General features: G+C 47.8%; 17 protein-coding genes, 1 tRNA gene and 2 other RNA genes. 7 read left to right on the top strand and 13 right to left on the bottom strand.

Annotated elements, in window-relative coordinates; all coding sequences use genetic code 11:
• The first annotated feature begins 83 nt into the window (after positions 1–83).
• The gene (gene smpB / locus VGA08_01095) at positions 84–542 is read left to right on the top strand and encodes an SsrA-binding protein SmpB (protein ID HEX9679200.1); all 459 of its coding nucleotides are present in this window, start codon (positions 84–86) and stop codon (positions 540–542) included.
• A gap of 495 nt (positions 543–1,037) precedes the next feature.
• On the opposite strand, the gene ssrA is transcribed toward smpB, so the two are convergent.
• Positions 1,038–1,445, bottom strand: a transfer-messenger RNA (tmRNA) gene (gene ssrA / locus VGA08_01090).
• A gap of 68 nt (positions 1,446–1,513) precedes the next feature.
• Between ssrA and VGA08_01085 the strand changes: the two genes are divergently transcribed.
• From VGA08_01085 to rplT, 4 genes are read left to right on the top strand one after another with little or no spacing between them, the layout of a single operon-like run.
• Positions 1,514–3,025: a YifB family Mg chelatase-like AAA ATPase gene (locus VGA08_01085; protein ID HEX9679199.1), complete on the top strand. Its 1,512-nt coding sequence runs from the start codon at positions 1,514–1,516 to the stop codon at positions 3,023–3,025.
• 25 nt (positions 3,026–3,050) lie between these two features.
• Entirely contained in the window at positions 3,051–3,602 is a 552-nt protein-coding gene (gene infC, locus VGA08_01080; GenBank protein ID HEX9679198.1) for a translation initiation factor IF-3, read from the top strand.
• Between the two features lie 3 nt (positions 3,603–3,605).
• Positions 3,606–3,800 carry a 50S ribosomal protein L35 gene (gene rpmI, locus VGA08_01075; protein ID HEX9679197.1) on the top strand — a complete coding sequence of 65 codons (195 nt, stop codon included), beginning with the start codon at positions 3,606–3,608 and terminating at the stop codon, positions 3,798–3,800.
• A 3-nt stretch (positions 3,801–3,803) separates the two neighbouring features.
• On the top strand, positions 3,804–4,151 hold the full coding sequence (gene rplT / locus VGA08_01070) for a 50S ribosomal protein L20 (GenBank protein ID HEX9679196.1): 348 nt from the start codon (positions 3,804–3,806) through the stop codon (positions 4,149–4,151).
• 52 nt (positions 4,152–4,203) lie between these two features.
• On the opposite strand, the gene rnpB is transcribed toward rplT, so the two are convergent.
• The 4 genes from rnpB to VGA08_01050 form a co-directional block, all read right to left on the bottom strand.
• Positions 4,204–4,620, bottom strand: an RNA gene (gene rnpB / locus VGA08_01065) — RNase P RNA component class A.
• 34 nt (positions 4,621–4,654) lie between these two features.
• The gene (locus VGA08_01060) at positions 4,655–5,092 is read right to left on the bottom strand and encodes a ribonuclease HI family protein (GenBank protein HEX9679195.1); all 438 of its coding nucleotides are present in this window, start codon (positions 5,090–5,092) and stop codon (positions 4,655–4,657) included.
• Between the two features lie 28 nt (positions 5,093–5,120).
• Positions 5,121–5,195, bottom strand: a tRNA-Pro gene (locus VGA08_01055).
• A 298-nt stretch (positions 5,196–5,493) separates the two neighbouring features.
• Positions 5,494–6,117: a site-2 protease family protein gene (locus VGA08_01050; protein HEX9679194.1), complete on the bottom strand. Its 624-nt coding sequence runs from the start codon at positions 6,115–6,117 to the stop codon at positions 5,494–5,496.
• 99 nt (positions 6,118–6,216) lie between these two features.
• On the opposite strand from VGA08_01050, the gene rpmB reads away from it, so the two are divergent.
• A complete protein-coding gene (gene rpmB / locus VGA08_01045; protein HEX9679193.1) occupies positions 6,217–6,420 on the top strand; it encodes a 50S ribosomal protein L28 in 204 nt (67 codons plus the stop codon).
• A gap of 35 nt (positions 6,421–6,455) precedes the next feature.
• On the opposite strand, the gene VGA08_01040 is transcribed toward rpmB, so the two are convergent.
• The 6 genes from VGA08_01040 to VGA08_01015 form a co-directional block, all read right to left on the bottom strand.
• The gene (locus tag VGA08_01040; GenBank protein HEX9679192.1) at positions 6,456–7,076 is read right to left on the bottom strand and encodes an MBL fold metallo-hydrolase; all 621 of its coding nucleotides are present in this window, start codon (positions 7,074–7,076) and stop codon (positions 6,456–6,458) included.
• 4 nt (positions 7,077–7,080) lie between these two features.
• On the bottom strand, positions 7,081–7,620 hold the full coding sequence (locus VGA08_01035) for a transcriptional regulator (protein ID HEX9679191.1): 540 nt from the start codon (positions 7,618–7,620) through the stop codon (positions 7,081–7,083).
• A 120-nt stretch (positions 7,621–7,740) separates the two neighbouring features.
• On the bottom strand, positions 7,741–8,457 hold the full coding sequence (locus tag VGA08_01030) for a glutamine amidotransferase (GenBank protein ID HEX9679190.1): 717 nt from the start codon (positions 8,455–8,457) through the stop codon (positions 7,741–7,743).
• Positions 8,448–9,734, bottom strand: coding sequence for a MurT ligase domain-containing protein (locus VGA08_01025; GenBank protein ID HEX9679189.1), 1,287 nt, complete (start codon positions 9,732–9,734; stop codon positions 8,448–8,450). The genes VGA08_01030 and VGA08_01025 overlap by 10 nt, the downstream gene beginning before the upstream one ends.
• 7 nt (positions 9,735–9,741) lie before the next feature.
• Positions 9,742–10,659 (bottom strand): tRNA (adenosine(37)-N6)-dimethylallyltransferase MiaA, encoded by a 918-nt coding sequence (gene miaA / locus VGA08_01020; GenBank protein HEX9679188.1) that lies wholly within the window; start codon positions 10,657–10,659, stop codon positions 9,742–9,744.
• 3 nt (positions 10,660–10,662) lie between these two features.
• Positions 10,663–10,980, bottom strand: a complete 318-nt coding sequence (locus VGA08_01015; protein HEX9679187.1) for an MGMT family protein — start codon at positions 10,978–10,980, stop codon at positions 10,663–10,665.
• Positions 10,981–11,006: 26 nt separating this feature from the next.
• On the opposite strand from VGA08_01015, the gene VGA08_01010 reads away from it, so the two are divergent.
• A complete protein-coding gene (locus VGA08_01010) occupies positions 11,007–11,762 on the top strand; it encodes a polyphenol oxidase family protein (protein ID HEX9679186.1) in 756 nt (251 codons plus the stop codon).
• On the opposite strand, the gene VGA08_01005 is transcribed toward VGA08_01010, so the two are convergent.
• Both VGA08_01005 and VGA08_01000 read right to left on the bottom strand, forming a co-directional pair.
• Positions 11,746–12,357: a hypothetical protein gene (locus VGA08_01005; GenBank protein ID HEX9679185.1), complete on the bottom strand. Its 612-nt coding sequence runs from the start codon at positions 12,355–12,357 to the stop codon at positions 11,746–11,748. The genes VGA08_01010 and VGA08_01005 overlap by 17 nt on opposite strands.
• Positions 12,354–13,263 (bottom strand): threonine--tRNA ligase (locus tag VGA08_01000; GenBank protein HEX9679184.1); only part of this gene is annotated, 910 nt, incomplete at its 5' end. The genes VGA08_01000 and VGA08_01005, both read right to left, overlap by 4 nt.

Raw genomic sequence — 13,263 nt, 5'->3', positions numbered from 1 at the left:
CTAATTGTGTGGCCAAGCCTAAATAGGATTGTCCTGGACGACAATTCAGTTTGCCGGGTTATTAACAACGTATACTTATTAATATGCGTGCCTACAATCCAATCACTATCAACCGCCGAGCTAAATATGACTATGCCATCACTGACCGGATCATAGCTGGTATTAGCTTGCAGGGACCCGAAGTCAAAAGCGTCCGTCTTGGCCGGGCAGACCTTAAGGGCGGCTTCGCAACGCTAAGCGGCGGGGAGCTATGGCTGAATAATCTCCACATCCCGCTCTACCAGCCGGCCGGTGAGCAGCTCGGCAGTCAGCCGGATCGCCGTCGAAAATTACTGATCCATAAACGCCAACTTAAAAAGGTTGAGGCCTTAAAGCAGTCCGGGTTGAACCTTATTCCGCTAAGCATCGGCAAGCAGGGCCGATTTATCAAACTTGAGCTCGGCATTGGACGCGGTAAAAAACGCTACGACAAGCGGCACAGCATTAAGCAACGCATGGCAGATCGCGAAGCCTTGCAGAAGATTAAACACAAAGCCAAATAGCCAGACCAGGTTTTGGGCCAAAGCTGGTTTTATCGACAGGATATCGTAGCTGAAATTATATAGTTAAGTTAAGAACTGCAATTATATAATCAAACCGACGGCCAAATTTGCCAACATTGAGCCATTTAACGACTTAAGTGGGTAAAAATTGATAGTCCTCACCGCAAAGTTATGCACAGGTTGGCGAATAATAAAGAAAAAAGATTTGACAGCTATTTCGCTAGTGCTATAAGATGTGACCAGCGCTTGAATAAAAAAAGTATTCAGGTGCCAAAAACAAAAAGATAAATCTAAACAACCGCTTCTCGCAGGCGGTTGTTTTAATTTGACGCTAGCCCAAGTCAACAATCATCGAGTTTTTTATAAAAAGCGCTGAAACACCAATCAAACCGCTGGTCGACAATAATTATGGATATTAATAAAGTACGTTTTTTAGTGAATTTATCCTTGGCTTATTTCAATAAAAAATCGAACTGGTAAAAGTTCGATTCCTTATGGTGGAGCTGCGGGGATTTGAACCCCGGTCCACAAGCTTACTCCCCATTCGTCTACGAGCGTAGTTTGGTTAGATTCACTGCGACACTATAAACCAAACGAAAAGTGGACACAGAGTTAATGCCAGTTTAGTGTCGACCGCCGTCCTGGCTTTAAGCCAACGGCTGATCCAAGCCGAATGTATGACGCTTGATCCGCTTATTCGACATCTGCGGTCAAACGGTTCGGATAATTAGACCCGAACTGTTGCGAAAGCAGGTACCCAAAAAGCAGCCTTGAGGTTGCTTAAGGCATCGCTTACGCGCTGCGTAAAGTTTGCAGTTAAAGTTTTCAAACTGTAACGCCGCCTGAACGCGGCTCGCCTGAAATGGGATGTAAAAGAGCTCATGTCGAAGCTATATCAGCCCCATACAATATATAGTACAATAAACAATAATTGGAGTCAATAGGCTTATGTTTAGGTTGTCGACCCTAAAATGGTAGCCCAGGTTAAATCGTCTGCCCCACTTGGACTAAAGGGAGTACCGGTCGAGATAGAATGTGATTTAAATAATGGCTTGCCCAGCATTACCATCGTCGGCCTGGGGGCAAAAGCCATCGACGAGGCTCGTGAACGAGTTAAAAGCGCCTTGTTAAATTCCGGGCTTGAACTGCCCAGAAAACGAATAACAATAAATCTGTCGCCAGCCGACTTGCCAAAGGATGGCGCAAGTTATGATTTACCAATTGCTATATCAATCTTGCTGGCGTCACAACAAATTGAAAACGATCTCACGACGACAGCCTTCGTCGGCGAGCTAGCGCTTGACGGTCGGATCAAATCTGTTCCCGGCATAATCATCCATGCCGAGGCCGCCAAGCTCAGTGGCTGTAAATACTTATTTGTCCCAGCCGATAACGTTTATCAGGCCTCGTTAGTAAAAGGAATCGAACTTCTGCCAGTGCAGGAGCTAAAACAGATTTATCGTCACTTAACCGGTACGGTGGTTCTCCAACCTCATAGATCTGGCGCTTTAAAACTTGAGTCGCCGTCTGCGGCAGAAAGCGATTTTGCCGAGATTAGCGGACAGCAGGTGGCCAAACGAGCGCTAGAGATAGCAGCGGCGGGACATCACAACGTTTTGATGACCGGTCCGCCCGGAACTGGCAAGACTATGCTGGCCAAGGCCCTGCCGACCATCCTTCCGCCGCTAGAAGAGAAAGATATTATTGATTTGACTAATATTTATAGTCTAGCCAGAAACTTGAGTGAGGATATTATCATAAATCGCCCCTTTCGCTCGCCGCACCATACAGCCAGCCAAATATCAATTGTTGGCGGCGGCAAAGACGCTTTACCGGGTGAAATCAGTTTAGCCCACAAGGGTGTTTTGTTTATGGATGAATTACCGGAGTACCCCCGATCAGTAACAGAGGTGTTGCGGCAGCCACTGGAAGATAAGGTAGTCGACATAGCCAGAGCTAATCGCCGGGTCCGTTATCCGGCTGATTTTATGTTCGTGGCCACGCAAAACCCCTGTCCTTGTGGCTATTACGGCGATGAGACGCGAGCCTGTGTCTGTACGGCTTATCAGATAAATCAGTACCAAAAACGAATCTCCGGGCCCCTATTAGACAGAATTGACCTCATAATTCAAGTCGACCGGGTAGGCAGCGGCCGAGTACTCAGCAACGACAGCCGGGCTGAAACCAGCGCGGCCGTCCAACAGCGTGTCGTTAGGGCCAGGAGTCATCAATTAAAGCGAAACGGCGGTCTGGCTAACTCCCAGCTGCCGGCGAAGTTCCTCCGAAACAGCCTGAAGGCTAATAGTGAAACCCTATCGTTACTCGAATCGGCCGTGGATAAGCTCGACCTATCTCCTCGAGCAGCCATAAGAACACTCCGAGTAGCAAGAACTATAGCCGATCTAGATTCCTCGGCCGAAATAGCGCCGCGTCACGCTAGCGAGGCCCTTCAGTACCGCTTACGGGACATGGCTTTGGCTTAACAGATGTTGAACCCCGACAAACTAGCTGCTAGACTTTCTAACGGGTAGCAATAAGGAGTATTCAATTAGTACAAAGGACAATACGCGCGTAAACGACTCTATCCGAGCTTCAGAGCTTCGTGTTATCGATGAGAACGGTGAACAAGTTGGGGTCATATCCAGACAGGAAGCCCTAAGCCGCGCGCAGGCCGCTGGATTGGACTTGGTCGAAGTATCGCCTCAAGCCGAGCCACCTGTTGCCAGAATTGTCGACTGGGGCAAATACGTCTACCAAAAACAAAAACAACAGCAAAAAAGCCGGAAGAAACAAAAAAGCCAGGACCTAAAGCAAGTACGACTAGGTCTTAAGATTGGTATACATGATTTCAATATCAAACTGAAGAAAGTGAAAGAGTTTCTGGACGATGGCCACAAAGTTAGGATATCGGCCGTCTTCAAGGGCCGGGAAATGGCTCACCGAGAACTCGGCTACGATTTGCTTGACAGAGTGCTAAAAACCGTAGAAGATAGTGCGGTTGTCGAACAAGAGCCCCAGATGGCGGGGCGCTTTCTCAGCATGCAAATTAGAAGGAAATAGTTTATGCCCAAGCTCAAAGTACATAGTGGATTTAAGAAAAGAGTCAAGATAACCGGCTCCGGTAAGCTAATCCGGCGGCGCGCGTGGCGCAATCATAACCTCAGTAAAAAACGCGGTTCCCGGCGGCGGTTGTACGCCAAAGATTACAAGTTCGACCCCAGTGATATTCAAAACGTGAAACGTCAGTTAGGAATTTAAGACATGCGTACCACGTCGGCAGTTGCCCGAGCCAAACGGGTTAAGAAGATAAAAAAAGCCACTAAAGGCATGTCCAAGACCAGGCAAAAGAACCTCAGGATGGGCCGGCAGGCCATTGTCAGGTCTTTACAATATCAATACCGTGACCGTCGTAATAAAAAGCGCGATTTTCGTTCTCTCTGGATCAGCCGGATTAATGCCGCGGCGCGAGAAAATGGCGCGACGTACGGTAAATTGATGGCTGGTTTAAAAAAGCTTGATCTTAATTTAAACCGTAAAATATTGGCCGAGCTGGCGGTAAATGAACCGCGAGCTTTTGCTGATATAGTTAAAAAAGCAGTCAAAAGTTAAACAAAAATAATTAAGGTTGATTAAAAAACCCGACCATAAGTCGGGTTTTTTAATCACAAGATTGCCGATAAGCCGGGTTCTGTCGAGTACGATCATCTATCTAGATCCGTCATTGCTGGCGGATTCAAGCGGATATCGTAACCTCTGGCGGACAGCCAATTCACTTTTTAAGAAAAGTAAACTCGAGGTTACCACCTTGCAGCCGACAGGGTTTACCTCCCTGACACGTCGCCGTGCCAGACTGTGAGCTCTTACCTCACTCGTTTCACCATTGCTGCCAGCCGTTAAGCTGGCGAGCTGTGTCGTTTCTGTGGCACTTTCCCTAGGGTTGCCCCCGGTTGCTGTTAGCAACTGTCGTCGTCCTGTGCTGCCCGGACTTTCCTCCCAGCACCTTTTCCTTGCCATAGGAGGTTTGGAACTGGTTATTTATCACAAAGAAAAGGTGCTGGGCGATCGCATAGCAATCTTGCGAGCCAGTACTGTAGCTGATTTTTACATCTTTTTCAAGCAGCCTGCTCGTCCAATATTTTATTGACCTCCTTATCGGCCAGCTTGTTAAGCTCCCGCCTGACATGGACAAAACTAACTAATTGATACTGGGCTACCTGCTGTTTTATGGCCGCGTGTATAGGCCATAAGTCCCGGTTTTTAATTCGGTATTGACCATTCATTTGTTTGACGACTAGCTCACTGTCGATAAAAAACTCAATTTTCTTAGGCTTAAATTCCGCCGCTTTTTCAAGAGCCAACTTAACGGCTTGATATTCGGCCTGGTTATTAGTGGTGACGCCCAAGTACTCTCCACCTTGGTCGAGCAGGTCGCCTTGACTAGTCATAATGACATAACCAGATGCCGACGGACCGGGGTTTCCTCTCGATCCACCATCGGTGAAAATTTGCAAATGGTCATGTGTTGTTGTGTTTTGCTCTACAGTTGTCATATTTAGTACCCTGTTATTTATCTTGTTTTGGTCGGGGATACTGGATTCGAACCAGCGACCTCACGGCCCCCAGCCGTGCGCGCTACCACTGCGCCAATCCCCGACCAGCTTATTGTACTGATTTATACGCGCGAACCAAGGCCCCTAAAACACTAATTGGCAGTTTGAGTTTCGATCGCTTGGCCAAGCGATGACACTCTGCTGAGCGATCAATGCCCGGCTCCCCGTCATTTCACTTTTAATAAAACAGCCCCGCGACTAGGGACGCAGGTGAAACTTGATTCCTGAGAAAGCCAGGTGGGTACCCGCAGTTCGTTGCCACGGCGACAAACCATTTGGGCTCCCGATAATAATTTGTTAGGAAAAAGTCCCATTTACGCCACTATCGCAGGGCTTACTTATTATAGCAAATGTACGCCAGTGATAAGCTCGTATGATACTTCTACGGCCCTTACAAACGTCAGCGATAACAGAGGAAAGATCGCGAACATAAACACACCAATACCAGCTAGACCCAAGCTTTCTATTTGGGACATTATCCGCCTCAGGCCATCAGGGGCAAAGGCATACAGCAGACGCGAACCGTCGAGCGGCGGCCAAGGAATCATATTAAAGACAAAAAGAGCCAAGTTTAGCTGGACTAACAGACCAAGAATGTCTGATACCACCCCGCCGTCAAACCCAATAAAATACCTGCCCCACAAGCCCACCAAAACTGCGATCAGCAAATTAGACAGCGGCCCGGCAACGCCGACTAGCGCCGCACCGTACTCGCCACCCCTGACCCGGCTGGGATTAAACGGCACCGGTTTAGCTGCCGCAAACGGTGGGAAGTTTAAAGCCACCAGAACAAGAGGCAAGAGGATAGTCGAAAAAGGGTCAATATGGGCCAGGGGGTTAAGGGTTAAACGACCCAAGCGCATAGCGGTGTCATCGCCTAGCCAATGACTGGTGAAAGCATGAACGGCCTCGTGGATGGTAATCGACAATAAAATGCCGCCTATGATAATAATAAGTTCAATCATCGCCGCTCATTATAACAATTTGTCTAAATTGCCAGTCAGTTGACAGATACGGGTATAAACAGTAGTATCTAATCTGCTAAGTTTTAGGGAAAACATTAAATGGCACAGAAATGCGATATCACCGGCAAAGGCAAACAATTTGGGCACAATGTTCCGTTTTCCCAGAAAAAGACTAAAAAAGTCTGGAAGCCAAACTTACAGAAGAAAACTTTCATGATGGATGGCAAGAAAGTTACTATGAAATTATCCACCCAAGCTATCCGTACGCTTAAGAAAAAAGGTGTTCTTCAAAACGCCAAGTAATTAATTTAAATAGATTGTTTGGGCTTAAGCTTATATTAGCTGGTCCGGCTCAAAACAACTACTGTTAGCTGCTCGGGTAACGAGCCGGGCTTTATTTTGTAACGCTGTTCTTCCTGCAGTGGAACTCCGAGCTCATCGGTAAACTCCTTTAGTTCGGACTGGGGGACTTCGTACTTGATCGACTTGTCGGCAAAATGGGTAGGAATGACCACCCGAGGTTCAATGGCACGTACAACTTGGGCGGCACCTTCAGCGTCGAGCGTGTAGCCGTGCCCGCCAACCGGGACTATCAAAACGTCAAGTGTCCCCAGAGCCTCAAGTTGTTCGTCTGACAAACTGGGATGGATGTGACCGACTATGCCGACCCGGGCTGCTGGGGTGTCGATTCGATAAATAGTCGCGCCTTGCTGGCCGTCGTCTTCTACATGAGCCCGCGAGGCAATGCCTTTGATTGATATGGTTTTGGCTTCATATTCACCGGGCGTATTTATGACCAGCTGGCTCTCTTTTGGGCTGATGTCAAATGGTTGAGTCAACAAGATGATATCAGCTTTTGCGGCGTCGACTTTCAAGCCCGGCACCGCTGGGTCGACGATTATTTTAGCCGTTTTGGTATTGAGCGCTAGCGCATTGGCGCCTAAAAACGAAATTTCCACTTATCTACTCCTGTTTTATGCGTGATTTTGTATCGATCACGATAGTCTTTTTAGAACCCAATAAATTAATAATAAACCGGTCTTTAACACTCAGACGGTAGTCAAAATCCTCCGGATACATGACCGCAAAGTCCAGTTCGCGGCCTTCTTCTTCCTGAAGTTCTTGGATTAACTTAGCTAATTTGCTTCGATTAACATCACCTACTATCAATAGATCGGCGCCAGCCTGGTCGTCTCGCGTAAACGTACCGCTTAAAATCGCCAGCTCGACCGATCCTAGCTCAGACAGTTTTGCCGCGATACCGCTTTGTGGTAGCTTAAATTCGCTTTGGGCCATAGCTTTTTTGTTGGTGAAGATTGATTTGAGCGAAGCGTAATGAGGATATTTTTGATTAACCTCGTAATAAAGTTTGTTTTCACTCTCTTCAGACTTAATTATGCCAATGTTAAGCAGGTTAGCAAGTTCACGCCGAACCGAGTTTATTTGCTCGTCAATTTTCCGAGTAATTTCACGGACATAAAATGCCCGGTTGGGATTACTCATGAACAACTGGAGTAATTTTACTCTGGTTTTTGAACCAAAGAGCTGCTCAATCATGGAGCCAATTCACCTCTTATTATCACCATTGTAACAAGAAGTGGTAGGTTTTGTAATAATAATTGTTCAGGGCCGTTTGGCCGCGATATCAGCCGCTCTAAGCGCCAGCGAATCATCAATCTCGGATAAATCACTCGCGCCGTAACGCCGTTTGATCGCTCTTAATAACAACTCGTCGGCAAATCTGGGATTTTTTGGCAAGATTGGTCCGTGCAGATAGGTACCAAAAACATTGTGCATTACCGCACCTTCTTTTCCGGATGAACCATCGTTACCTTGGCCTTTTATGACCTTGCCGAGCGGTAATTGATCGTTTGCCAGTTTGGTCAATCCACTATGGTTTTCGAAGCCAACCAATCGGCCAAAGGGCGACTGAACCACAATGTTACCGATTAACCGCCGTTGGCCAGCCAAGGTTTCGGCGTCGAAAACCGATATGCCCTTAATTTCTTGTTGCTCGTCAGTTACAAAACGGTGCCCAAACAGCTGGTACAAGCCGCAGACTAAAAGCATAGTCACCCCATCACCCGCCATCGCCCTTAGCTCATCCCCTTTTTTAAGCAGGTCCGGCATGATCTTACCCTGGCCTGAGTCCTGTCCGCCACCACCCACAATAATATCGGTATCAGCCGGTAACTTATCACCGATATTAAGCGGCCTGAGGGCGGTTTTAAAACCCCGGTGCTGAAGCCGCCAAAGAAGGACTTTGATGTTGCCGGTGTCTCCATAGATGTTCATCTCACGAGGATAAAGCTGGGCTAAATTAATAATCTTTACTGCCATATTTTCTCTAATTCGGCCGTTTTGGATAGTAGCCTTCTAGCTTCAAGCATCGCGGTGTAAGTCGGCAGAATCAATAGTTCTTTTGTTAGCGGTGTGGCATCGATTGCCCGTTTTAGAGCTGAGCTTAGTGACATCTCGGGGTCCGATAACATACCCTCATATTGCAGCCGCAAAGCCATATCGTATGCCCTGGCACCGCTCACCGTAATCCGGCCCGCTATCTGAGACAGGGGTGACAAGTCCACATCCCACAACCAGGACACGTCGCGGCTGTCGGCGTAACGGTCATTTATGATAATTAAAACACCGCCGACTTTCGGCTGGCAGAAGGCTTTTAGGTTTTGGTTGAAGCCACTGGGGTTTTTTATTAGGGCTAGCCGGGCTTTGACACCATGAATGATTACTTCCTCGCCCCGACCAAAGGCTGGTCGTACCCGGCTCAAAGCTATCATATCCCCCGGGTCTATGGCGCCATAGAGATGATTTATCAATGCCAGGGCCGCGGTCGCGTTCTGGGCATTATGGATACCTGAAAATTGTAAGTTTGTCTTGTGCGACAACCCGTCAGCCAAAAATTCGGCTTGGCCGCTTACATCAAACTGCCTAAGCAGTACGTCTGGTGACGGCTGTCGATGACTTTTCATGGGACCAACCAACAAACCCTCGTCCGACGGTAAGAGTGTTTGTAACTGGGGTGAAACTCCAAAATACGTTGTTCTTTTATCATCATTTAGTTTAGTTCCGAGGTCGGCCACGGGCCGATCATTGGCGTTGAGTACCGCCGCGTGTGACTGCTCGAGCGCTTGGCCAATCAACTTAGCCGTTTTATCAATCTCTCCATACCGATCTAACTGGTCCCGCATAACATTCAAGACGACAATGACGACCGGTTTGACTTCTCGAGCGACCAATCGAGCATAGGCTTCGTCGACTTCAAAAACGGCGATATCAAACTCCAGCCGCCCGCTCCATGTAGCTTGTTCCATAACGCTGGCTAGAATTCCCCTGGTAAAGTTGCTACCAGAACGGTTGGAGAGAACCCTTAAGTTACGGTGCTCTAGCAAAGTACGGGCAATCTTCGCAGTTGTGGTCTTGCCGTTAGTGCCAGTTATTAAAACTACACCTTGCTCTAACTGGCCTATCAGCTTGCTTAACAGTCCAGGATACAGCCGCTCAGCAACCAGGCCGGGCAAGGCGGTGCCGTGACGGCCAATCAAGCGCAGGCCGATGATAACCGTTTTCGCAAATAGAACTGTAATACGCTGCCAAAATTTCATTCAGGCTTCAATTATACTTGGTTTGTAACTGTTTCTTAAGATATCGACTGACTTTATGGTGGCTGTCAAACCACTTGATTTCGGAATTGCGCTTAAACCAAGTTCGCTGTCGTTTAGCATAGTTTAAACTGTGTTGAAATATATTCCGTTTGACGTCAGACATGCTAATCTTTTTTTGGTAGTATGGCTCAAATTCGCGGTAACCGATGCCGCTTAAAGCCTCTTGCTGCCAACCATACTTTTTTACGAGGTCTTCTACTTCCCGTCGTAAACCGGCCCTGAACATCGTCTCTACTCGGGCCTTCAGGTTGGCTCTGAGCCGTGCTCGATTAAGTGAAAGGCCAATAATTACAACATTGTTTATTAACTGGGCTCTGTCGTTGTTTGTTGACTCACCAGATTCTAAAAGCCTGACTAAATGACGCCTATTACTGCTGTTATAATATGTTGTAAATCCCTCATCAACCGCCAATTGTCTAAGCTCCATAAGGTTCTTTTTCGATAATTCTTGCCTGATTTTGATGTTATATCGACTTCTAAAAGCATAGTCGAATATGACCGAGTCGACGTACAGACCGCTACCGCCTACCATAATGGGCAGGCGGCCGCTTTGCCTGATTTCATTAATGACATTGACAGCCCGATGCTTAAAATCAGCTACGGTAAAAATTTCGTTTGGCTGGACGATATCAAGCAGGTGGTGCCTTACCTTAGCCTGATCGGCCTTGCTGGGTTTAGCGGTGCCTATATCCATACCTTTATAAATGGTTCTGGAGTCAGCGCAAATTATTTCACCGTTATGTAGCGTTGCCAATTTTAAGGCCAGTAACGATTTACCGCTGCCGGTTTCGCCGACAATAACAACCAACGGCTTTGTCGATGCGGCTGTCAGTCGAGCATTAGAAATGGACGGTTTATCGGTCATAGTCTACTTTTGTTCTCTTGGCGGTGGCCACCAAATATACTTATTAATTTCGATTTGATAGTTGTTATCGACGATTACTCCTTCAGCCGTTAGATCCTGTTTGTGGCCTGGCTTACCGCCATAGTAACCAGAGGCTAGACCGCCGTTTTTATTTACAACACGTTGCCACGGCAGCTCTGGCGGTCCAAAATGCGCCAATCCGCCGACAATGCGGGCAGCCTGTGGACGGCCGCACAGGGCGGCAATCTGGCCGTAAGTCATTACTTTGCCCTCTGGGATGATTGAGACTAAGTCGTAAACGTCGTCTTTAAAATCGCTCACCCTCCAATGATACAATTATCCCCGCTATGAGAGGATCTGAATTATTTCCGGCCAGTGGTGTTTGGCAAGCAACTTCCGATAAAAGAGATGGGCACACGAGCTTCGGCCATATCAACGAGCAGCAGACTAACGACAACATTAATCGCTTCTTGGCGCGGCTAGACTGGCCGATAAAGGGCTATGCCTTTATGAGAATCGGCCATGAACCTGGAAACATCTACGACGCGGTTGAAATCGTCGACAGGCTCGACAAGACCCGCCCTAAGATTAACCGACAATCGGCGCCGATTGTTGACGCCGTTGTTACCAATTTGCCAAACGTGGCTTTAATCCTACCCACGGCAGATTGCTACGCTGTCACCATACATGATCCCATTAACCGAGTATTAGCGCTGGCGCATATGGGATGGCAATCGACAGACGCCAGACTGCTGATAAAGCTAGTTGATCAAATGCGCGCCCGGTTTGATAGCAATCCGACTAATCTACTGGCTCATTTCGGCCCGGGTATCCCGGCTAAATACTACGTTTTTAAAGCGGTTTCCCAGGTTAGAGACCCGGATTGGAAAGACTATTTATTAAAAGACAAGGCAGGCTACCATATCGACCTGAAAGGCTTTAATATTAATCAGCTAACCAATCTAGGCGTAAATCGGCAAAATATCGACCTCGACCCCAGAAATACCGTCGAGGCACCCGAGCTGGAATCAAACTTTATCCATAACCAAGCAAAGTTATCGACTGCCCGACGATTTTTGAACATCGTCATGATGAGCCGGTAGCAGAGTTGTATATCTGGCGTAGCAGTTCGTCAACACGAGACCAACTGTCCGCCCTCTCAACTGGCCCGATGTAGCTGAGGTTTGGTTGGGCTGTTAATAATATCGCGCCTAGTCCCAGTTCGTGAGCCTCGTGCGCGTGGCCGGGATGGTCTTCAACCAGCGCGATACAGCCCAGCGTTTTAGCGAATATCGCTTTGCTCATTTTCAGCCCCTCGTAGTCTTCTCGGTGATAAATCTCAAACTCTATATCTGGCATCCCGAGCCGAAGTTGATCTAGGGTATAGGGCTTAAACCGCCGTTTACGAGCAGTTATGATTACATATTGAAAAAATTGCTGTAGCGATTTAAGTACTTCGATTGCCTCCGGAAAAATATTAATGTTTGCCGTCGACATCTCGTAATCTTGAAACTCATCGACCCGCCTCTGTAGTTCTTGGTTGCTAAGTCCCATCAGCGAGCCGAGGTCATACTCAGTTACTTCGTGCACCTCGTGGCTAGTCTCATAAGTTTCATTGTGCCAATCAAACCACGGTCTCAAGAAAGGTTTTAAAGTGTCGTCAAAATCAAGGGCTAGTTTAAGTTTATTACCGTTCACAGCTTAAGAAGCAGCTCGTCCAGCCGCTCTAAGCCCACCGTTTGCTCTTTATTATTTAGTCTGATGCTGACTTTCTTAACCGACTGGTCTTTGGGCCCGAGAATAATAATGACCGGCACCTTGGACTCCTCGGCTTCGCGGATTTTCTTGCCCAAAGACTCGTTGCGATCGTCCACCTCGAAACGTAGCTCATTGTATTTAAGCGGTTTCATTAAAACTACGTCGTTTAGCCGGTTAGACACCTCTTTGACGTAAGCCTTGACGCTATCGTTAACCGTCAAAATTCTAATCTGCTCAGGTGCCAGCCAAAACGGGAATCGGCCGGCGGTGTGTTCGATATACACGCTTAAAAAACGTTCGATCGTGCCGAGCAAGGCGCAGTGGATCATGACCGGTATCTGTGCTTGGCCGTCGGCATCGGTGTAGTTTAAGTTGAATCGTTGGGGCTGGACGAAATCCAACTGAACGGTAGCCACCTGCCACTCCCGCCCCAGAGCGTCGATGGCGATAAAGTCGATTTTCGGCCCGTAAAAGGCGGCCTCACCGGCCTGTTCGTAATAATCGAGCTTGTTGTTGTCGGCCAATTTTTTGAGGATTGCCTGCGAGTGCTGCCACAGACCACTATCGCCCAGATAGGCATCGCTGTCGTCACGGTACGACAGACGGAATTTAAGAGCAATGGCAAGCTCCGAGTACATGGTCTTGGCGGCTTTAAGCAATCGTCCGACTTCTTGTTCAAGCTGGTCATCGGTGCAAAAGACATGGCTGTCGTCTTGGGTTAATGACCGCACCCGGCTGAGACCATGCAGTTCGCCGGATTTTTCATCCCGATAGTCCGTCGTGTTCTCCATGTACCTGATTGGCAAGTCTCTATAACTCCGCTGTTGTGAGGCAAAGATCTGAACG

Source organism: Candidatus Saccharimonadales bacterium, assembly GCA_036397795.1.
Classification (GTDB): Bacteria; Patescibacteriota; Saccharimonadia; order Saccharimonadales; family DASWIF01; genus DASWIF01.
This window is presented reverse-complemented; position numbering and strand designations above follow the sequence as displayed.

Coding starts and splice junctions, on each gene's coding strand:
- VGA08_01030 (HEX9679190.1), bottom strand. CDS start 8,457: ATGGCAGTAAAGATTATTAATTTAGCCCAGCTTTATCCTCGTGAGATG.
- rpmI (HEX9679197.1), top strand. CDS start 3,606: ATGCCCAAGCTCAAAGTACATAGTGGATTTAAGAAAAGAGTCAAGATA.
- miaA (HEX9679188.1), bottom strand. CDS start 10,659: ATGACCGATAAACCGTCCATTTCTAATGCTCGACTGACAGCCGCATCG.
- rpmB (HEX9679193.1), top strand. CDS start 6,217: ATGGCACAGAAATGCGATATCACCGGCAAAGGCAAACAATTTGGGCAC.
- VGA08_01085 (HEX9679199.1), top strand. CDS start 1,514: ATGGTAGCCCAGGTTAAATCGTCTGCCCCACTTGGACTAAAGGGAGTA.
- VGA08_01035 (HEX9679191.1), bottom strand. CDS start 7,620: ATGAGTAATCCCAACCGGGCATTTTATGTCCGTGAAATTACTCGGAAA.
- VGA08_01010 (HEX9679186.1), top strand. CDS start 11,007: ATGAGAGGATCTGAATTATTTCCGGCCAGTGGTGTTTGGCAAGCAACT.
- smpB (HEX9679200.1), top strand. CDS start 84: ATGCGTGCCTACAATCCAATCACTATCAACCGCCGAGCTAAATATGAC.
- VGA08_01050 (HEX9679194.1), bottom strand. CDS start 6,117: ATGATTGAACTTATTATTATCATAGGCGGCATTTTATTGTCGATTACC.
- rplT (HEX9679196.1), top strand. CDS start 3,804: ATGCGTACCACGTCGGCAGTTGCCCGAGCCAAACGGGTTAAGAAGATA.
- VGA08_01025 (HEX9679189.1), bottom strand. CDS start 9,734: ATGAAATTTTGGCAGCGTATTACAGTTCTATTTGCGAAAACGGTTATC.
- VGA08_01060 (HEX9679195.1), bottom strand. CDS start 5,092: ATGACAACTGTAGAGCAAAACACAACAACACATGACCATTTGCAAATT.